Source organism: Exiguobacterium mexicanum, from assembly GCF_005960665.1.
In the GTDB taxonomy this organism is placed as follows: domain Bacteria; phylum Bacillota; class Bacilli; order Exiguobacteriales; family Exiguobacteriaceae; genus Exiguobacterium; species Exiguobacterium mexicanum_A.
The window spans coordinates 1,726,111-1,744,045 of record NZ_CP040676.1; the positions used below are offsets into that span (position 1 = coordinate 1,726,111).

The 17,935-nt window shown below is 51.9% G+C and carries 24 protein-coding genes; 5 read left to right on the forward strand and 19 right to left on the reverse strand.

The features are described 5' to 3' along the window. Window positions 1-66 precede the first annotated feature (66 nt). Window positions 67-843, forward strand: coding sequence for a Cof-type HAD-IIB family hydrolase (locus tag FED52_RS09255; RefSeq protein ID WP_034777002.1), 777 nt, complete (start codon window positions 67-69; stop codon window positions 841-843). A 28-nt stretch (window positions 844-871) separates the two neighbouring features. Here FED52_RS09255 and FED52_RS09260 read toward each other — a convergent pair whose 3' ends face one another. The 5 genes from FED52_RS09260 to FED52_RS09280 all read right to left on the reverse strand — a co-directional run bounded on the left by FED52_RS09260 (window position 872) and on the right by FED52_RS09280 (window position 6,341). Next, window positions 872-1,534, reverse strand: coding sequence for a potassium channel family protein (locus FED52_RS09260; RefSeq protein WP_034779811.1), 663 nt, complete (start codon window positions 1,532-1,534; stop codon window positions 872-874). Between the two features lie 107 nt (window positions 1,535-1,641). After that, window positions 1,642-2,673, reverse strand: a complete 1,032-nt coding sequence (locus FED52_RS09265; RefSeq protein WP_138859675.1) for a cytochrome d ubiquinol oxidase subunit II — start codon at window positions 2,671-2,673, stop codon at window positions 1,642-1,644. A gap of 14 nt (window positions 2,674-2,687) precedes the next feature. Beyond that, entirely contained in the window at window positions 2,688-4,076 is a 1,389-nt protein-coding gene (locus FED52_RS09270) for a cytochrome ubiquinol oxidase subunit I (RefSeq protein ID WP_034777000.1), read from the reverse strand. 268 nt (window positions 4,077-4,344) lie between these two features. Further along, on the reverse strand, window positions 4,345-5,466 hold the full coding sequence (locus tag FED52_RS09275) for an N-acetyldiaminopimelate deacetylase (RefSeq protein WP_138859676.1): 1,122 nt from the start codon (window positions 5,464-5,466) through the stop codon (window positions 4,345-4,347). Next, window positions 5,463-6,341, reverse strand: a complete 879-nt coding sequence (locus FED52_RS09280) for a transcriptional regulator CcpC (protein ID WP_034776997.1) — start codon at window positions 6,339-6,341, stop codon at window positions 5,463-5,465. Before FED52_RS09280 ends, FED52_RS09275 begins: the two co-directional genes overlap by 4 nt. Window positions 6,342-6,451: 110 nt before the next feature. On the opposite strand from FED52_RS09280, the gene FED52_RS09285 reads away from it, so the two are divergent. Further along, window positions 6,452-6,841: a disulfide bond formation protein B gene (locus FED52_RS09285; protein WP_138859677.1), complete on the forward strand. Its 390-nt coding sequence runs from the start codon at window positions 6,452-6,454 to the stop codon at window positions 6,839-6,841. A 303-nt stretch (window positions 6,842-7,144) separates the two neighbouring features. Here the strand turns inward: FED52_RS09285 and nadE are convergent, their stop codons facing one another. The 8 genes from nadE to FED52_RS09325 form a co-directional block, all read right to left on the reverse strand. Further along, a complete protein-coding gene (gene nadE, locus FED52_RS09290) occupies window positions 7,145-7,960 on the reverse strand; it encodes an NAD(+) synthase (protein ID WP_138859678.1) in 816 nt (271 codons plus the stop codon). Window positions 7,961-8,077: 117 nt separating this feature from the next. Continuing rightward, entirely contained in the window at window positions 8,078-8,887 is an 810-nt protein-coding gene (locus FED52_RS09295) for a BsuPI-related putative proteinase inhibitor (RefSeq protein WP_240731243.1), read from the reverse strand. A gap of 100 nt (window positions 8,888-8,987) precedes the next feature. Beyond that, window positions 8,988-9,182, reverse strand: a complete 195-nt coding sequence (locus FED52_RS09300; protein WP_021066980.1) for a hypothetical protein — start codon at window positions 9,180-9,182, stop codon at window positions 8,988-8,990. Window positions 9,183-9,425: 243 nt separating this feature from the next. Then, a complete protein-coding gene (locus FED52_RS09305) occupies window positions 9,426-10,517 on the reverse strand; it encodes a virulence factor (protein ID WP_138859679.1) in 1,092 nt (363 codons plus the stop codon). A 71-nt stretch (window positions 10,518-10,588) separates the two neighbouring features. Then, window positions 10,589-10,828, reverse strand: coding sequence for a hypothetical protein (locus FED52_RS09310; protein WP_138859680.1), 240 nt, complete (start codon window positions 10,826-10,828; stop codon window positions 10,589-10,591). A gap of 69 nt (window positions 10,829-10,897) precedes the next feature. Further along, the gene (locus FED52_RS09315; RefSeq protein ID WP_138859681.1) at window positions 10,898-11,458 is read right to left on the reverse strand and encodes an NADPH-dependent FMN reductase; all 561 of its coding nucleotides are present in this window, start codon (window positions 11,456-11,458) and stop codon (window positions 10,898-10,900) included. After that, window positions 11,451-12,164, reverse strand: coding sequence for an alpha/beta fold hydrolase (locus FED52_RS09320; protein ID WP_167491814.1), 714 nt, complete (start codon window positions 12,162-12,164; stop codon window positions 11,451-11,453). Before FED52_RS09320 ends, FED52_RS09315 begins: the two co-directional genes overlap by 8 nt. Next, window positions 12,164-12,733 carry a GNAT family N-acetyltransferase gene (locus FED52_RS09325; RefSeq protein ID WP_034776985.1) on the reverse strand — a complete coding sequence of 190 codons (570 nt, stop codon included), beginning with the start codon at window positions 12,731-12,733 and terminating at the stop codon, window positions 12,164-12,166. Before FED52_RS09325 ends, FED52_RS09320 begins: the two co-directional genes overlap by 1 nt. A 151-nt stretch (window positions 12,734-12,884) precedes the next feature. On the opposite strand from FED52_RS09325, the gene FED52_RS09330 reads away from it, so the two are divergent. After that, the gene (locus tag FED52_RS09330; RefSeq protein WP_138859683.1) at window positions 12,885-13,616 is read left to right on the forward strand and encodes a hypothetical protein; all 732 of its coding nucleotides are present in this window, start codon (window positions 12,885-12,887) and stop codon (window positions 13,614-13,616) included. A 273-nt stretch (window positions 13,617-13,889) separates the two neighbouring features. Continuing rightward, complete coding sequence (locus FED52_RS09335) at window positions 13,890-14,177, forward strand: FHA domain-containing protein (RefSeq protein ID WP_138859684.1); 288 nt, start codon at window positions 13,890-13,892, stop codon at window positions 14,175-14,177. 28 nt (window positions 14,178-14,205) lie between these two features. Here FED52_RS09335 and FED52_RS09340 read toward each other — a convergent pair whose 3' ends face one another. From FED52_RS09340 to FED52_RS09355, 4 genes are read right to left on the reverse strand one after another with little or no spacing between them, the layout of a single operon-like run. After that, window positions 14,206-14,397, reverse strand: coding sequence for a nucleotidyltransferase family protein (locus FED52_RS09340; protein ID WP_138859685.1), 192 nt, complete (start codon window positions 14,395-14,397; stop codon window positions 14,206-14,208). After that, window positions 14,394-14,927 (reverse strand): hypothetical protein, encoded by a 534-nt coding sequence (locus FED52_RS09345; protein ID WP_138859686.1) that lies wholly within the window; start codon window positions 14,925-14,927, stop codon window positions 14,394-14,396. Before FED52_RS09345 ends, FED52_RS09340 begins: the two co-directional genes overlap by 4 nt. Continuing rightward, window positions 14,924-15,508: a phosphatase PAP2 family protein gene (locus FED52_RS09350; RefSeq protein WP_138859687.1), complete on the reverse strand. Its 585-nt coding sequence runs from the start codon at window positions 15,506-15,508 to the stop codon at window positions 14,924-14,926. Before FED52_RS09350 ends, FED52_RS09345 begins: the two co-directional genes overlap by 4 nt. Then, complete coding sequence (locus tag FED52_RS09355; protein WP_034779805.1) at window positions 15,508-16,053, reverse strand: phosphatidylglycerophosphatase A family protein; 546 nt, start codon at window positions 16,051-16,053, stop codon at window positions 15,508-15,510. The genes FED52_RS09350 and FED52_RS09355 overlap by 1 nt, the downstream gene beginning before the upstream one ends. Window positions 16,054-16,226: 173 nt before the next feature. On the opposite strand from FED52_RS09355, the gene FED52_RS09360 reads away from it, so the two are divergent. Next, a complete protein-coding gene (locus FED52_RS09360; RefSeq protein ID WP_138859688.1) occupies window positions 16,227-16,736 on the forward strand; it encodes a YjcG family protein in 510 nt (169 codons plus the stop codon). 2 nt (window positions 16,737-16,738) lie between these two features. Here FED52_RS09360 and FED52_RS09365 read toward each other — a convergent pair whose 3' ends face one another. Then, window positions 16,739-16,927: a hypothetical protein gene (locus FED52_RS09365; RefSeq protein ID WP_021066964.1), complete on the reverse strand. Its 189-nt coding sequence runs from the start codon at window positions 16,925-16,927 to the stop codon at window positions 16,739-16,741. Window positions 16,928-17,012: 85 nt separating this feature from the next. Next, window positions 17,013-17,786 (reverse strand): enoyl-ACP reductase FabI, encoded by a 774-nt coding sequence (gene fabI / locus FED52_RS09370; RefSeq protein WP_138859689.1) that lies wholly within the window; start codon window positions 17,784-17,786, stop codon window positions 17,013-17,015. Window positions 17,787-17,935: the final 149 nt, after the last annotated feature.

The following is a 17,935-nucleotide window of genomic DNA, read 5'->3' on the forward strand; positions in this document are numbered from 1 at the left end:
ATTTCATGTTATGCTTTTTAGTATAAAACTGACTTCATAAAGACAGAGAAAGCATGGTGAAACAACATGGAAGATAAGAAAGTAGTCTTTTTTGATATCGATGGGACGTTGCTCCACGAAGGATCGTACATTCCACCTTCGACAATCAAAGCCATCGAACAACTCCGCGCGAACGGCGTCGAGACGTTTATCGCGACCGGTCGCGGTCCAGCGATGCTGTCGGATATCCCCGCGCAAGTCGGGATTGAGAGTTTCGTCTGTTACAACGGACAAATCGTCGTCCATCAAGGTGAGGTCGTCTACCGAAATGCCTTACCGACAGATGCTCTCCACCGCCTGACAACGCATGCCGGTTCGAACGACCACACGCTCGTCTACCTCGGCCAAGATCGGGGCGGAGCGACGAAAGCAAACGACCATGTCGTCGAACAGTCGCTTGGAGAACTCGATATGCCGATCCCGACTTACGAACCGAACTTCCATATCGAACAAGCCGTCTATCAGACGTTACTTTACTGTACACCAGAAGAAGAGCATCATTACTTGGACGCGTACGGCGAATTTGATTTCATCCGTTGGCACCCCCACGCCATGGACGTCATCAATCGCGGGGCGAGCAAGGCCGATGGCATTCGCCACTTCATCGAGGCGAACGGGTACAGGCTCGAAAACACGTATGCGTTCGGCGACGCCTTGAACGACTTGGCTATGCTCGAATACGTCGGGACCGGTATCGCGATGGGCAACGCCCGGACCGAGGCGAAAGAAGTTGCCGACTTCGTCACAAAGTCGATTCTCGAGGATGGCATCGAGTACGGCTTAAAACAAATGAAGCTCATCTAAAAAAACGAGAGGCGCGCGCCTCTCGTTTTTATCTAGACCGAAGGGTACGTTCGAGTCGGTCCAAGTCTGTATCTTTGCCGATAATAATCAAGATATCTTCTGGCAGAATCATCTCGTCGGCTTGCGGGGAGATGATGACGTCGTCGTCGCGGCGAACGGCGACGATGTTGACGCCGTATTTAGCACGGAGGTCCAAGTCGATGAGCGACTTGTTCGACAACTTATCCGACGCTTTGATTTCAACGATCGAGTGTTCGTTCGAGAGTTCGAGGTAGTCGAGGATGCTTTGACTCATCAACCCGTTCGCGATCCGAACACCCATGTCGCGTTCCGGGTGGACGATGTTATCGGCTCCGATGCGGCGCAACACTTTCTCGTGATAATCGTTCGTCGCCTTCACGGTAATGATTTGAACGCCGAGCTCCTTCAAAATGAGCGTCGTCAAAATCGAGGCTTGAATGTTTTCCCCGATCGCCACGATGACGTGCTCAAAGTTACGAATGCCGAGACTCTTCAATACGTTCTCGTCTGTCGTATCCGCGATGACCGCATGTGTCGCCAATCCCATAAACTCGTTGACGCGTTCTTCATCGGCATCGATGGCCAACACGTCATAACCGTTCGCCGACAATTCACGAACGATCGAGCCGCCAAACCGTCCTAATCCGATGACTGCAAATTCACCTGTCATAATTTCATACATCCCTTTCCTACGCTGTTTCTGTTCCCGATTCTTCGTACAGTGTAACCGATTCCCTCAAAAAAAACTATACAAAAAAAGACCGGAATCATCCGGTCTTATGCTTTACCACTCGAACGCTTTCCGCGTACATAGTCATTGTCGAACAAGAACAGGCGAAGTAAGAGATACAGCGCCGGTACGAGGAGGAGCAATCCGAGGATGAAGACGACGACGAGTGCGACCGCCATCGATTCGTTGACGACGCTTCCGTTGATGTCGATGTACGGATAAAGGATATATGGCAAGTGCGTATAACCATATCCGAACCAAGCCATGAAGAATTGACCCATGACCATCAAGAAAGCGAGGCCGTAGTTCCGCTTCAAGTAGACGAATGAAACCGCTACGACGAAGAAGATGAAACTTGCGGCGAACCACCACCAGTTGCCTGCCAAAATGCTCTCATAATGCCAAGCCGCCTGCGACTTCAACCCGAAGAAGACGAGGCCCGAGGCAATAATCGTCGGCACGCTCCAGAACAAGGCCCACTTCCGAACGAGCGGGACCGCTTGAACGTCACGCGCTTTGTCCGCGTAGAATAAAAGGAACATGGCACTGATGTAGAGCACCGACACGATTGCCAAGAAGACAACGGTCCATGAGTAGAAGTTGGTGAACAACTTCATGCCGTCAAAGAAGACGCCGGACTCGGTCTCATTGATGAATCCGCCTTGACTGACCGTGAGGACGGTCGACATCGAGGCTGGGATCAAGAGGCCGGTTGCCCCGTACAAGAACATGTAAAACGTGCTCTCTTTTGAACCGTAGTTGGCGAACGCATAGAAGCTCCCGCGAATCGCCAACAAAATCAAGACAACCGAAGTCGGAACGAGAAGTGCTGTCCCGTAATAGTAGGCCGTATCCGGGAAGAACCCGACGATTCCAACGAAGAAGAAGACGAAGAAGACGTTCGTCACTTCCCATGTCGGTGACAAGTACCGCTGAATCAGACGGTTGATCATGTGGTCACGCTTCGTGTACTTACTATAGAAAGCGAAGAAGCCGGCACCGAAATCAATCGATGCGACGATGAGATAGCCGTACAAAAACGTCCATAGTACGGCAATCCCTAGTTCTTGAATCTGCATGTCATACCCTCCGATCACACTTCATCCGCGAACATCGCTTCACCGCGATGCTCCGATTGTTTTAGTTCTTTCCCTACTGGGTTGTCCTTGAACAGACGAGTCAAGACGAGCACCGTGACTACGCCAAGAACTGCATACAGGATCGCAAAGGCGATAAGCATCCAACCGACGTTCGCTGATGTCGTGGCCGCTTCACTCGTGCGCATCAAATCATAAAGCGCCCAAGGTTGACGACCGAACTCGGCGAAGAACCAGCCGAACTCGATGGCCATCATCGCGAGCGGACCACCCGCTGCGATGGCGATGAGCATCGGTTTACTGAATTGCGGTAACCGCTTGATGTAGCGTCCGAGGACGAACAAGAACGAAATCAGTGCGAGGAGCATCCCGATCCCGACCATCGCATCAAACAGATAGTGGATGAATAGCGGTGGCTGGTCTTCTTTCGCGAATTCATCAAGACCTGTTACCTCGTAGTTCGGTACGCCGCCAGCTAAGATGGACAAGGCGTATGGAATCTTCAAAGCGCCACGTACTTCGTAACCGCCTTCCCCGTCTTCCTCGAGCCAGCCGCCTAGGATAAGCTCAGCTTCCGAGGAGGTTTCAAAGTGCCACTCCGCAGCCGCCAATTTGTCCGGCTGGTATTTCGCCAAGTATTTCCCTGAGAAGTCCCCGACAAGAGCAGTCGCGATTGCGAAGATGAGTGCGACGGTCATCGTCAAGCGTAGTCCTTTTTTGTGATACTCGATTGACAACTTGTCGAGCTGGTTCCGTCGCTGACGGAGCAACTGGACGGCCGCGATCGCCGCAAGGATGAACGCCGACGTCAAGATAGCCGACGTTAAGACGTGCGCCATTTTCGTTGGCATCGCTGGGCTGAACATCGCTTCAAGCGGGCTCACGTTGGCAAGCCGTCCGTCGACGATATCAAATCCGACCGGTTGGTTCATGAAGCTGTTCACGGTCGTAATGAAGAAACCTGAGAACAAGGCACCGACCGCGACCGGAATCCCGAGAAGCATATGGTGCCACGGGTTTTTAAATCGATCCCACGTGTACAAATAAATTCCGAGGAAAATCGCCTCAAAGAAGAACGCGAACGTTTCCATGAACAATGGGAGTGCAATCGTTTGACCGGCTACCCGCATCAAGTTCGGCCAAAGTAAGGACAGCTGAAGCCCGATTGCCGTACCCGTCACAACACCGACCGCTACTGTGACGACATAGCCCCGTGACCAACGACGGGCCATCAAGGTATATTTCGGATCTTTCTTTTTAATGCCTAGAAACTCTGCCAACAAAATTAAAAGTGGAACCCCGACGCCGATTGTGGCAAAAATCACGTGGAAACCCAACGTGAGTGCCGTTAACGCCCGGCTCATCAGGACAGGATCTTGAAACATCTATTGATTACCTCCTATCTCTCTCTAGCGCTTTAAACCAATGTCTATCGCGCAACATCACAGATGATTTCCCTTGGATACCCTTATCATAATGATTTTATATAGCGCTGTAATGTCTCAATGCTTGAGTTCGCAAAATGTTCACATTTGAGCATGATTAACAATATCGACGCTTTACAAGTCTTATTTACTTCCCGAATTTTTAACCGTTCACGCACAATTCAACACATTTCGCACAAAAAAGCGGACACCGTCGTGTCCGCTCCCTTCATTTAATGATCGCTGTTCGAAAGAAATGATCGAACAGCTCGATGGCGACATCGATCGCCCGCTCGTCCGGATTGAGCGTTGATTGATGGAGCCCTGAACCCATATCGTTCACGCCGAGCCAGACCATGAAGCCCGGTACTTGCTTCAACATGTAACCAAAATCTTCGCCGGTCATGGCGGGGACACACGTCTTGTACGAATACCCGACTTCTTCGACTACTTCTTCAAACTGGAACAAATAACGTTCGTCATTGACGACCTCGTGATAGCGATTGCCGAACTCAAGGTCGATTTGAACGTTATACGTCATCTCCACTCCGGCGATGATTTGACGGATACGCCCTTCGAGCACGACCATCTCCTTATCCGACAGCGCACGGATCGTCCCGTCGAGTTTCGCCGTATCGGCGATGATGTTCTCTTTCGTGCCGGCCGCGACCTTACCGATCGAGATGACAGCACTTCCCATCGGATCGATGTTCCGTGAGATGACCGTTTGAAGTTGCATGATTAAGGCAGCTTGGACGATCACGGCGTCAATCCCGGCATGCGGGAAGGCCCCGTGCCCGCCTTTTCCGTGAATCGTCAGATGCAGTTCACGCGCACTCGCGAACAAGACACCCGGGCGCGAGGCGATCGTACCGACCGGATATTCCGGAGCCACATGAAGGCCGAACATTGCATCGGGACGGAAATGATAGAACAGTTCCGACACGGCCATCGGCTCGGCACCACCCGGACCTTCCTCTGCCGGTTGGAAAAAAATGACGAGGTCGTGGTCGAGCGGCTTCTCGACGGCACGTTTGATCAACCCAAGGGCAATCGCCATGTGAACGTCGTGGCCACAGGCGTGCATCATCCCTTCATGGACCGAGGCGAACTCAAGTCCTGTCTCTTCTGTGATCGGCAAGCCGTCCATATCGGCTCGGTACCCAATCGTCTTCTCACCGACAAGACCATCGACACGGACGAACAGACCGGTGCGCCAGTGTGAGATATGCACCCGTGGCGAGTTCAGGGACCGGATCAACTCCTCAAGCGTCGCCTGTGTCTTGAACTCTTCATAACCTCGTTCTGGAATCAAATGTAACTGCCGTCTTGCTTCAATTGCCCAACTCATTCCACACTCTCCTTTGTCACTTCATCCACGATTTCCCAAAATGCCTTCACTTGCGCCAACTCGAGCATCGATTCGGTCGACAACATCCACGTATCTCGGACGAGCGGTGTCCCGTTCGACGAGGTGAGCGGAATCTTATTGATCGCCTCGACATCGCGGATCGTCGACTCCGGCAAAATCGCGAAGCCGATTCCATGGAGCGCCATCTGTTTGCACGTCTCAATCTGATCAACGACGAGCGTTGTCAGCGGCGGGCTCGAGAATCGTTCCTGCCACCATTCGAGAATCTCTTGATAATACGTCGAGTCGCTCTTGAATTGAATGAATGAGCGCTCGTTGTTTTTTAATTGTTTCAAATCGGTCATCCGCATATCGACCAAGTGGAGCGAATCTGAGAACAGTTTCATCTTCTCGCCGCGCCAGTCAGGGTTCCCCCGGATGATACCGATATGAAAATTTTCTTCTAGCATATAGCGCATCATCTCGCTTGACCAGCCCGTCACGAGTTTGACCCGGACCGACGGATACCGCTCCATGAATCGTTTCAAGACGCGGGGCAGCCAATACTGTCCCATGATGGACGCGACGGCGATTTTTAATGTACCGTACACCTCACCTTGTTGCGCCGTCAACTCCCCACGCAGCTCCTGTTCTTCGCTGTACATCTTCTTTGCGAAGTCGATGATTTTTTCTCCGTCTGGTGTGAGCGCGAGCCCGCGCGTCGAACGGACGAATATCTTTTTACCCCATTGGTGCTCGATCGTGACGAGACGTTGACTGAGCGCGGGCTGGGAGACGAATAACCGCTCCGCTGCTTTGCGCATGTTCAACTCCTCGGCGAGGACGATCAACACTTCCACTTCTGATACTTGCATGACGTCACCTGTTTCTCTATCGTTTCAAAGATTGTATACTGGATACGTTATTGCTTCACTGTATCATATCATGTTTGTCGATTAGTTTTGAATCGTCAGGAGGAAATCAGATGCAACGTCATCATTTTGCCTTTATTGTCGCCACCATCGCGACGCTCGGCAGTCTTTATTTCTCGGAAATCATGCTGTACGTGCCATGCAAGTTATGCTGGTTCCAACGCATATTTATGTATCCGCTCGCCATCTATTATTTGACGGTTATGGTCTCAAACCGTGCTGTGAACAAATTGTTCGTCGGTCTCATGGCCGGGGCGGGTTGGGCGATTGCCCTCTATCACGTCGTTCTCGAACGCATCCCGAACGGCGACGCGTTCTGCAGTAACGACTGTTTGATTCGTTGGGTGAACTATTTCGGGTTCATCACGATCCCGCTGCTCAGCTTGATCGCGTTCACGCTCATCTTGCTCATCCAATTCATGCCGACACGCTCGAAGCGCTAATACGTGATACACAAAAGAACCGGTCTAAGGATCGGTTCTTTTGTGTGATTAAATCGCGCGTCCTTTTCGGCGCCCATGCTTTCCGCGGGCAATCACGGTGCCCCATCGCGACGGTCTGACTGTCCAGTGCCAAGGCCGGCATCCGAACTCCTAGGGGAGAGCGATGCAAGGATGACCCCGTAAAGCGCGATTCGCGCTGCGGAGGCATCCGCATCGCCCCAGGAACGGAGGGTGCCGGCAAAGGCAATACAGAACTTGGCTCATCATACAAAAAGAACCAACCCGTGGGCTGGTCCTCTATGGTCACTGCCACCACTCGTCGTAGAGCGAGGCTGGCATATGATGCTTATGGCGCGACCGCTTGAAGATCGTCTCGATCCGCTCGGCGATGGCCGGGTCGATCTCTTTGCCTTCTAAGTAGTCATCGAGCTGATCATACGTCATCCCGAGAGCGACCTCGTCCGGGAGTCCCGGCTTGTCATCTTCTAAGTCAGCCGTCGGCACTTTATAGATTAAACTCTCATGCGCTCCAAGTTCATGGAGTAATGCCTTGCCTTGGCGTTTGTTGAGTCCGGTGAGCGGCGTCAAGTCGGCAGCCCCATCGCCGTGCTTCGTGTAAAAGCCCGTCACATATTCAGCCGCATGGTCCGTACCGACGACGAGCGCGCCGAACGTGGCGGCGATGTCATATTGAACTTTCATCCGCTCGCGTGCTTTCGTATTCCCTTTATGGAAGTCACCGAGTTCAAGACCGGTCGCTTGTGCGAACGCTTCAGCCGAGGCGTCGACGGCCGGCTTCACGTTGACCGTGAACGTCTTGTCCGGACGGATGAATTCGAGGGCGCGCTTCGCATCCGCTTCGTCATGTTGTTCCCCATACGGAAGACGGACGGCGTAGAACGTGTACTCCGCGCCCGTTTCTTGACGCAACTCTTCCATCGCCTGCTGACAGAGTTTACCGGCGAGCGTCGAGTCCTGTCCACCCGAGATGCCAAGGACGAGCCCTTTCGCCCCGGCCCGTTTAACATAAGCCTTTAAAAAATCGGTCCGAAGACGAATTTCTTCGGCCGGGTTAATCGATGGTTTGACATGTGTCGATTCGATAATATGTTGCTGCATACTCAACTTCCTCCCTAACTGATATCGGTTTGCCTAATTGTCTGACAATCTGGCGGTGTCGTCAACTTGTTTCATTCCCGAAAAAAAACGACGGAAACCTCAGTTTCCGTCGTTCGCTTATTGGATGCGGAACGAGGCTACGTCTCCGCCAATCGGTGTCATCTCCAAGAACAGCGTTTTCCCGGCCGGAGGTTCTTCGTCCAATAGAGCGCCGAACGTAAAGCCGCCGCTCGTCACTTCTGCCGCGCCTTGAGCATATAGGTTATGACCGTCCGACACACTCCACTCAAACTCTTCGACGTCCGTGTAGCCAGACACGTCGATCGCGTTACCGTTCAGTTTGATGGCGACATCGCGGAACGCACCGTTCGTTTGGGCCGGCTGATCACTCGGCTCTTCCGTCGGCTCTTCCGCCGGTTCTTCGCTCGTTCCCTCTTCTGCCGGTGGCTCCGCCGCTTCGACCGTCAATGTCTGTTGATCCGTGACCGCCATTTCAGGTGCACCGTCGACTTGGGCCAGTCCGACGAAATCGACTGTATAGTCCCCGGCTTCGAGCGTGAGCGGGAACACTTCATCGAACACTTTCTTCTCGCCTGGTTCCCACGTCTCTTCGATAATCGATTCCGTGAACATATATTCACTGCCGTAATCGAAGACGGTCGTATCACCGTTCATCACCGTCATCTGAAAGCGTTGCGACGAATTGAACGTCACGTTGACGGGCTCCTCGTTCGGATTCGTCATCGACACCGTCGTCGACAGTTGTTTCGATTCGGCATCGTAGCTCACGTCCGTATCGAGCGTCAATAAAGCAGGCGGTGTCGACGCGGTGTCGTCCACATCGCTCGGGTTCGCTTCTTCTTTGCTGCACGCCGCCACAACCAATATCATCGCCGTGACGATGGCCAATAACCAAGTCTTCTTCACGTATCCCACTCTCCTCTGAAAAATAAAAAAACGTCTATAGCACTAGTGTAAACGTTCGTGCAGACGTTTGTAATGGGTTTACGTATATTATTCACCTTTATTATGAAACTTGGACGTTTTCCACGTACTGTTGCCAACCAGTCATGAACAACGCGTCGGCGACGTCGATGTCGGAACGAACTTGTGCAGAGATCGAGAACGTCTCACTGTGAATCGACTCAAAGATGACCGTGATCATACCATCGACGACTTCCTTATAGGCTACGAGTTCTGGGGTTTCTGCAAAAAGCATCATGAGTATGGCTCCTTTGTTGGTATAAGATATGTTTAGTGTATCAACGATTCGCAAGGAAAAACGTCCCATCGTTCGACAGGCCAAAAGACCCGTTTACCCAACTGTCGAATAACTGGTATCGATTGTTAGTCATTTGGATGAATTATCAAATTGAATACGAGAAAAGAGAGACGAATCGCATGAGGATTCGTCTCTCTTCCCTGTAACTGTAAAAAAATTAAATATTTGTTTGTCGAATGATTGTTACTTCGTTCGATTCGAAATTTGTTGCCACACCGTCCCAAGCGCTGTCTCTCCACTCGTGATTCGCTCCTTCGCGAGACGAGCTTGAAGGGAAACCTCGAACTCGCGGTCGTCCTCGGCAATTTTCAATGCCGGCACCGCTTGCTCATCTCCACAATCGAACAAGAACCGGGCGGCCCGCCAACGGACAAGCTTGCTCTTATCTTTGAGCGCCTCGATCATCGACGGCTGCGACTGCGGCAACGCCCAATCTGATACCGTATCGCCGGCCGTACGACGGACGATCGGTGACGAGTCCACGAGCGCCTGTTCGATATACGTGACGTACTCTTCGCGGTTCTCTTCGAACATGCCGATCATGACGACCGCTTGTCGACGGATCGCCATCACTTTATCCTCGAGCGCACGGCGGAAGTACACCATGTTGTCCGGAACGATCTCGAGTTCGTCCAAGAACGCCAATCGCGCTTTCCAATCGTCTGATTGCAACTGGTTCGCATTCGCTTCATAGTCGGCTTCCCGACCGAACGCACGGGCGACGATGCGCGCGACCCGTTCTTCGGGATAAGCCGCCTCGAGTTCTTCTTGCGCGACGACGCTCACGTCCTCGAGCTCTCCGTAACGCGGAGCTTGCTCGACCCAACGCCGGTCTTGAATGACGTTTTTCACTTGTGCTTGCACGTCGAGCGCCGCGTCGACGAACCTCTTCGACAGACCGACACGTTTTTCGGTGTCACCTTTGACGAGTTTTAACTGCATCGGGACGTCGAGTACGAACTGGACCGATACGTGGACCGGTTCATAGTCCGCCGCCATCTGGTTCGCCTCGACTTCCGGGACGTCTTCCCCGAACGCGCGACGAATCTCGTTCATAACGTCGTGCCAATCATGTTTTGGATGGCGTTCGACGGCGAGGAAGTCGGAAACCGCATAGACCGACTTGACCCCTCGCAACCCGACGATGTCCTCGATAATCGGAGGCATGTCACGGCTCGCCTTGTCATATGTGACGCCTCGGCCAGTGAAAGCCGGCTCCACGATAATCTTCAAGTTATTTGGACTTGGAGTTGGTTCAATTGCTACTAGTTTCATCCTCATCACCTCACCTTCAATCGTGACGAAAACGACAAAAAAACGCAAGCGAGTCGCTTGCGTCGTGAACATCAAAATAGGGCGATGAACTGTTGGAGCGAATAACGATCCCCTTCGACGATGAACGTATCGTCCCCGGCGACCGGCTCGAGGAAGAAACGTTTCTCTCCATCGGCCTTCACGTATCCGAAAATATGGCCCGTCTGATAGAATAATTCCACAATCGTGATCCGGCCGAACGTCATCCCGTCATTGATGACTGCCCGGTCCTCTAACTCGCCGCCATTGTACAGTTCAATATACGTTTCCATTTTTGCTGTCGCTCCCTTTGTGTTTGTTTTCACAATTCATTTCTATCAAACAATCAGGGCGACTTCAAGTTATTTTTTTGCTTGACGCTTCCAAAATTCAATCCAATTGTAATACTCCGATAATACTCGGTCGATTTGTTGCCGCGACTTTTCATCATGCAATCCAGTATCATCAATCTTTTCTTTACAATGCGTGATAAAGATTTCATTTCCTGGTAAAACGTTAGCGCGATTTGTGGCAAATACTTGACGGAGATGAATTTGACATCGCGCCGTCCCGAGCATGCCCGGAGACGCCCCGGCAATCATGACCGGTTTCTCACGGAGCGGCGTGCCTGGTTCGAGCGACAGCCAATCGATTGCGTTCTTCAACACACCCGGGATGCTGTGGTTATATTCCGGGGTGACGACGAGCAGACCGTCCGCCTCACGCACAGCTCGTTTGAAGTCGCGCACGACTTCGGGTTCATCCGGATCGATCAAGTCGTCGTTATAGAGCGGCATCTCAATCGAAGCGATTTCGACATCGAAGCGGTCACGGCCGAGCTCGATAATCGAGTGGAGCAACGCCGTATTGAACGACGCTTTCCGAAGACTCCCTGACACGGCGACAAGTTTGAATTTAGACATGTCGCACCTCCTTAAGCCAATCGTTGATGAGTCGCGCTTCTAATTCAGGCTCCTCCATCATCCCCATATGGCTGCTTGGGACGGTTTGTTTCGTGTGATGTTCTGCGCCTAAAAAAGCACGATCCGCGTCCATGTTCGGATCCTTGTCTCCATAGAGGAATAGTCCGGGCAATCCCGTTTCACGCACGGTCTCCGTTTCGTCGGCCCGATCGCGGATCGCGAGCTGGGCAGACATGACCCCTTCCTTCGACATCTCATACCCGATTTGTTTCGCGCGTTCAATCAAGCTAGTGTCGGAATCAGCCGCAAACACGCCGGGAATCATCGTATCGATGAACGGATGGACCCCTTCTTCCATCACTCGTTCGATCGCTTGATTGCGTTTGGCTTTTGCTTCTTCCGGGTCAGCCGCTGCCGTCGAGTGGATCAAACCGAATCCCGACAACTCGGTCGGATAACGGCGGACGAGGTTTGTCGTGATGTAGCCGCCGAATGAATGGCCGAGCACGATCGGCCGGTCGAGTTCTCGGAGCCGCATCTCGGCGACCACCCAATCCGCGAACTGGTCCATCGTCTCAGGTCCTGCTTCGGTTCCAGCATGACCTGGCAGCGTCAGCGCATATACTTCCGCATCAAGCAACGGGATAAGTTCCTCAAAGTAGTCAGGTGACCCACATAAACCGTGTAACAGCACAAGTTGTCTCATCATCTTTCCTCCCTCTCATTCCATTCCTCTTTCAAGAGACGATACATCGTCAAGTCCATGAAACGGCCATGACTATAGGCATAATCATGAAGTAGCCCCTCTTCCGTGAATCCAAGCTTCTGCACCAACCGGTTCGACCCTTCGTTTTCCGGGGCGACGAGCGCCGAGATGCGATGAAACTTGAACTCGTCGAACCCGTGCCGGATGACGGCCGATGCCGCCTCATGCGCGACGCCGCGACGCCAGTGGTTTGGCGCAACCTCAAAGCCGATCTCGGCACGAAAGTATTGGGGCGTCCAGTTATGAAAGCCGATGGTCCCGACCAGTTCGTTCGTCTCACGGTCGCAGATCGCCCAGCGGATCGCTTTGCCTTGTTGAAACTGGTCTTTGAAATAAGCGATAACGTTCTTCGCCTCATATACGGCCAATAAAGGGTCAGACCCGTAATAGCGCATCACTTCCTCGGTCGAGAGAATCACATAGAGCGCCCTCGCGTCACGGGGTTCGAGTTCTCTTAAAATGAACCGACTCGTTATGAGTTCAGGAAAACTTTTTTTCAACCCCCACATATGGAATCCGCCTTTCTGCTTCTTTTCCTCAATTATAACCATTTTCCCAAAAAAACCATCATCTCAATCCTCCCGAACCGCTCAAACATGGCGCACTCGATAGGGATTTGCTAAAATCAAACTATAGTGACTTTGAACTGAGGGGATAAACATGTCAAAACAGTTGTTCTATATTAAACAAGACCGAGAACTGCAACGTTTCACACTTCACGGCGTGACGCTGAGCGATGTCACCGAGGCGCTATCACTCGCTCGCCCGATGATCATCTGTCGCACGGACATAAAAGGGATGAGACAGTCGTCCCGGACCCGGTTTCGCTATATCGAGGCGCACGAACTGTCGACGTTCTCGACGAAATACTTAAACAATCAAACAAGCTTCACTGCTATCGACTTTCCCGACTACCACCTACTCGAATCGTTATCAGACCATGAAATCGCCGAGATTTTGTTCCTCAGCCACATGGAACGAGGTTTGAAGGGGCCGTTCCTCAACTCGATTCAAAACGAGATCGCTTTCTTCAACGAGTCGAACGACCGTCACAGCAGCCTCTACATCAGAGACTGGTCGACGATTAGCCAGTTTCTCCAAAGCGTCTTGCAAAGCAAACTCGATCGGGACATCCGTAACATCAGTTTTGTCCCCATCCCCCTCCCGGTTATCGATGAAATTTTGGCGTTGTCACCGCAAGGCTTGATCATCGATTTTGACCATACGAAACGGAGTCTATTCAATCGCCACGTGTCGATCGCCTTCTATGTCGCGGGACGTTACGAGGACATGTCCGTCCTCGAGGAAGATTTTGACGCGAAGAAGGAATCGATTGCGTTGAAGGGACAATTGACGTATCGCCGGCGCACGTGGGAGATCGAACGCTTTTGAGTTCATCCCTGCATGAATCTTTGTCGAACCTGATCTCATCAGGTTCTTTTTTGTTATCCCACCCATACGGATTACACCTTAAATCCTTTAGCGATGCGCCTGTGACACTATTTTTAAAAATTGATAACAAATTGTCTTAATTTTTCGTTAAATTAAGTCTTTTCTTTTATCGCGAGGACGGTATACTAGGAATAACCTTCTGGAGGAATGGAAGGCAATATAGAGAAAGCGAGGTGAAAATCTATTCATCATGCGGATGGATAGATACACGAGATGGAACAACTGAAAGTACAGGGAATGTCTTCGTTCACCAAGTTTGCGACGAATGGAAAAATGCTGAAACTAAAAGATGCAGTAGCCGGCGAGCAACGGATTTCGCTTCAAGAAGCGACCAATATTCAAGTATCGATGCTCGACGAGGACCATTCGCGCTTCACTATATTCGGTCAGTCACACCCGCTCGTTGAACTGACCCTTCCTCACCATTCTTGTGAAGTGTTACATGCCTGGTTATTACACAAGTTAAAACGACAAAAAATCAAATTGGCTTCTAACGCCTAAATGCCTAAACAAACAAAGCGCGTTCCTCTTAAGAGGACGCGCTTTGTTTGTTCTTCCGATAAATTGTGACGCCCCCGTGTTTCGCTTCCCCGACGACTTCAAACATCCAGCCCTTGTCGATCAACAGCGAGCGGACCGTCAAAAAATCGTCTTTTGGCACGAGTAACTCTTCGACCGAACCGTCGAGTAGTGCTTGGATCTTTTGTTCCCACTCGTTCATCGTGCGTCACCTCTCTCTGCTTGTTGTCGGTTCGCCCAAGCGAACAGCCGTTCACTTGTCTGCATCACATTTCCCGGTACGCATACGTCATCTGGCACGCGGGGATGCGACGTGATCGCCTCATCGATGGCGAGTATGACCGGTTCACCAAGTTCCCGTTCAAGGTAATCCGCTGCGAACGCGATCCGCTCGCGGTCTGTCGTGACACCTGCGTCGCGCAGGGCGCCTTCATAGGCCTCATCCCGCTCATTGTCCTTCATCAATACATGTCCCGATTCAAGGATGGCGAACGGGGGCTTGGCATCGACATGAAACACCTCGTAGGCTCGATAAGCCGCTTCATCACACGACAAGAGCGGCACGAAGCGGTGTTGCCCTGTCCATTTCTTCAGTTGGAACAATGTCCGCATCGCGGTGAACGATTTGGCTCCGGACGCATCCTTTTCGACCAGGATCGTCGGCGCTTCCGCCTCATCAGCCCGGTCGCGGTCCATAAACAACCATGTTTCGACTTGTGTTACAAGAATCAAATTTGTTTCCTCCTTACCATTTCTGACCCCGCCACGATGACAAGGGCGACGAGCCAGCCTCCGATGACGTCACTAAAATAATGGACGTTCAAGATGACCCGGCTGAACGAGACGGCCAACGTCAGTGTGACGAGCAGAATCAAGCCGGCGACGGTCTCATTCCGTCGATAGACCAATACGGCGAGCAGTCCATACAACGCGAGTGACCCTGAGGCATGACCGCTTGGGAAACTGTACGTCGTCGCGTCGAGCGCCGCATCGATCGACGGCCGGTCGACACCATAGATGAGTTTCAGCCCTTGCGTCACAAGTAGCGTCGTAATGACGACAATCGGTAAACGAAACGCCTCGAACCGGTCGCCCCGCCACAAAAAATAAAGCATGCCGATAAACGACAGGCCGATCAATACCTTCACGCTGCCGAGCTCGGTCACATAGACGAACAGCGGACCGGCGAGCGGGTCAAGCGTAGACGTGACGAAGCGATCAACCGGCACCACCCAACCTAAAACAACGACCACCGAGAAGAGCACGAAACTGATCGCCCCGGTGATCGCCAACATGTTTGAGCGCGGTGTCATTAATACAAGCCTTTCCGTTCCCGCATCTCGTCTTCGCCAAAATCGGTCATATCGCGCAAGCGGTGCGCCAAGCGTCCCGATGCGTTCGCCGCGATCGCGCCGACGAGGTCGTCCATGAACGTATGGACTTGACCATCTTCCATTTTCGTGTCGAGCTGTTTGATGATGCCGATTTTCGCTTTGTCTAAGTATCCGAACGTCGTGACGGCGATGGAACCATATGTGTTGACGGCCCCGATGGCAATCGTCTCATCGACACCGAACAAGCCCTCGTCCGATGCCACGATTGACAACAGTGGCTCAGACAACTGTCCGCGTTCGGCGAGAATATCAAGTTCTGATCCGACGAGAATCGCATGTTGGAGCTCTCGTTTATCTAACACGGCCTCGACCGATTCCGTGCAGTCTTTCAATGACAAGTGTGGCGAATACGGCGCCTGCATTTGATAGACGATCTCGGCGATCGATTCAATCGATACGCCCCGTTCAATCAAGCGAGCCCGTGCGGCCTCGCGTACGTCTCGTGAGTGTGGTACATGTTTCATCATCTAGGCGGGAACACTCCCGCTACACATCCTTTCATCTCGAGAAGGTTTCTCCCGAAGTACTCAACCTCTATTATACTGAAAACTCGAAAAAAAGACTAAGCCCGCTTTGACTTCATTCAATAAATCGGTCATCATAAAAAAGTAGACCACTTTATAAAGGGGGAACTGGAATGAAGATTGGGGTAGTCTTATTTCCATCAAAACAAGTTCAAGATTTCGCCAACTCGTATCGGAAGCGGTACGATACGAAGTACGCCTTGATTTCACCACACGTGACAATCAAGGAACGCACGGAGATTAACGAAGCCGATTTACCGAAAGTGCTCGAGTATTTGCAACAAGTCGCGGACTCGACCAAACCGATCCAATTAAAAATCGATGGGGTCCGCTCGTTCGCACCGACGAACAACGTCCTCTACTTAAAAGTGTTGCCGACGCGCGAACTGTCAGCGCTCCAAGACAAGCTCCACGAGGGGCTTCTCAACCAGCCTCCCAAATACGAGTTTCTCCCGCACATCACCATCGGGCAAGATTTGACCGATGCCGAACTGTTCGACGTGCTCGAACGGATGCGCATGGAGCAAGTTCATTTCGAGGAAACGGTCAACCGTATGGCCGTCATGTATGAGCTCGAAAACGAAACATGGAACGTCTATGAGACGTTCCGGTTCCGCGGATAAGATTACACGCTCCGGTCGACAAATCGACCGGGGCTGTTTTGTTGTTCGGCTTCTAGCCATTCTTCTTGGCGCGGCCGGATTCGTTGGACACGCTGAATCCGCGTGACCGGCTCGATATTCGCCCGTTCTGTCGGTTGAACTTGGCGATTTCCATATTGGACGACCGTGAAATCAATCTGATAAGGACCCATGATCCAACCTCCTTCACAGGTCCTTACCCGAAATCAGGTCGGAATAATACAAAAAAGAGCGCATCGCTGCGCCCTTCCCCTATATTTACAAAATATGATAACCGCTGTCGACGTGGATGACTTCTCCTGTCACACCGCTGCTCATGCTCGATAACAAGAACAAGCCCGTCGAGGCCACTTCTTCTGCCGAGACGTTGCGACGCAGTGGCGCCTTCTGTTCAAGCTCAGACAAAATGCTGTTAAAGTCGCCGACACCTTTGGCCGATAACGTGCGAATCGGTCCTGCCGAGATCGCGTTAACGCGGACGCCGTGAGGTCCGTACTCGTTCGCCAAGTATTTAACGCTCGAGTCGAGGGCTGCTTTTGCGACACCCATCAAGTTGTAGTTCGGGACGACGCGCTCACCGCCGAGGTACGTGAGTGTGATGACCGAAGCGTCTTCTGCGAAATACGGCTTGGCCGCTTTGACGACTGCTGTCAAACTGTACGCCGAAATGTCGAGCGCTTGCGCGAACTGCCCGCGCGTCATTTCCGAGAATTCGCCGCGTAGTGCTTCTTTGTCAGCGAATGCGATTGAATGGACGATTCCTTGAATCGGCCCTGCTTGTTCGTGAATCATACGGAACGTCGTATCGATCGCTTCGTCGTTCGTGACGTCGCATTCTAAAAGTAGGGCCTCTCCGTTCAAATCGGCCGCAAGCGACTCAAGACCTGATTTGAAGCGTTCGGCCGCATACGTAAGGACGAGCTTCGCACCTGCCGCGTCGAGCGTCTTCGCGATCGCCCATGCGATCGAGCGTTTATTGGCAATTCCCATGACGACATACGTCTTATTCGTTAACGTTGGATAGATTGACATCGTAAACTCCCCTTTTTAGTACCTGGTTATAACATCTGTTATCAGATTACAGAATGGTGTCTGTTTTGTCAACTAGCGCGTAACGTATTGCGATTTTTTTAACTTACGGTAAGATAAAATACGTATAGAAAGGGTGAGACGACTTCATC

Coding starts and splice junctions, on each gene's coding strand:
- FED52_RS09255 (WP_034777002.1), top strand. CDS start 67: ATGGAAGATAAGAAAGTAGTCTTTTTTGATATCGATGGGACGTTGCTC.
- FED52_RS09260 (WP_034779811.1), bottom strand. CDS start 1,534: ATGACAGGTGAATTTGCAGTCATCGGATTAGGACGGTTTGGCGGCTCG.
- FED52_RS09265 (WP_138859675.1), bottom strand. CDS start 2,673: ATGCAGATTCAAGAACTAGGGATTGCCGTACTATGGACGTTTTTGTAC.
- FED52_RS09270 (WP_034777000.1), bottom strand. CDS start 4,076: ATGTTTCAAGATCCTGTCCTGATGAGCCGGGCGTTAACGGCACTCACG.
- FED52_RS09275 (WP_138859676.1), bottom strand. CDS start 5,466: ATGAGTTGGGCAATTGAAGCAAGACGGCAGTTACATTTGATTCCAGAA.
- FED52_RS09280 (WP_034776997.1), bottom strand. CDS start 6,341: ATGCAAGTATCAGAAGTGGAAGTGTTGATCGTCCTCGCCGAGGAGTTG.
- FED52_RS09285 (WP_138859677.1), top strand. CDS start 6,452: ATGCAACGTCATCATTTTGCCTTTATTGTCGCCACCATCGCGACGCTC.
- nadE (WP_138859678.1), bottom strand. CDS start 7,960: ATGCAGCAACATATTATCGAATCGACACATGTCAAACCATCGATTAAC.
- FED52_RS09300 (WP_021066980.1), bottom strand. CDS start 9,182: ATGATGCTTTTTGCAGAAACCCCAGAACTCGTAGCCTATAAGGAAGTC.
- FED52_RS09305 (WP_138859679.1), bottom strand. CDS start 10,517: ATGAAACTAGTAGCAATTGAACCAACTCCAAGTCCAAATAACTTGAAG.
- FED52_RS09310 (WP_138859680.1), bottom strand. CDS start 10,828: ATGGAAACGTATATTGAACTGTACAATGGCGGCGAGTTAGAGGACCGG.
- FED52_RS09315 (WP_138859681.1), bottom strand. CDS start 11,458: ATGTCTAAATTCAAACTTGTCGCCGTGTCAGGGAGTCTTCGGAAAGCG.
- FED52_RS09320 (WP_167491814.1), bottom strand. CDS start 12,164: ATGAGACAACTTGTGCTGTTACACGGTTTATGTGGGTCACCTGACTAC.
- FED52_RS09325 (WP_034776985.1), bottom strand. CDS start 12,733: ATGTGGGGGTTGAAAAAAAGTTTTCCTGAACTCATAACGAGTCGGTTC.
- FED52_RS09330 (WP_138859683.1), top strand. CDS start 12,885: ATGTCAAAACAGTTGTTCTATATTAAACAAGACCGAGAACTGCAACGT.
- FED52_RS09335 (WP_138859684.1), top strand. CDS start 13,890: ATGGAACAACTGAAAGTACAGGGAATGTCTTCGTTCACCAAGTTTGCG.
- FED52_RS09340 (WP_138859685.1), bottom strand. CDS start 14,397: ATGAACGAGTGGGAACAAAAGATCCAAGCACTACTCGACGGTTCGGTC.
- FED52_RS09350 (WP_138859687.1), bottom strand. CDS start 15,508: ATGACACCGCGCTCAAACATGTTGGCGATCACCGGGGCGATCAGTTTC.
- FED52_RS09355 (WP_034779805.1), bottom strand. CDS start 16,053: ATGAAACATGTACCACACTCACGAGACGTACGCGAGGCCGCACGGGCT.
- FED52_RS09360 (WP_138859688.1), top strand. CDS start 16,227: ATGAAGATTGGGGTAGTCTTATTTCCATCAAAACAAGTTCAAGATTTC.
- FED52_RS09365 (WP_021066964.1), bottom strand. CDS start 16,927: ATGGGTCCTTATCAGATTGATTTCACGGTCGTCCAATATGGAAATCGC.
- fabI (WP_138859689.1), bottom strand. CDS start 17,786: ATGTCAATCTATCCAACGTTAACGAATAAGACGTATGTCGTCATGGGA.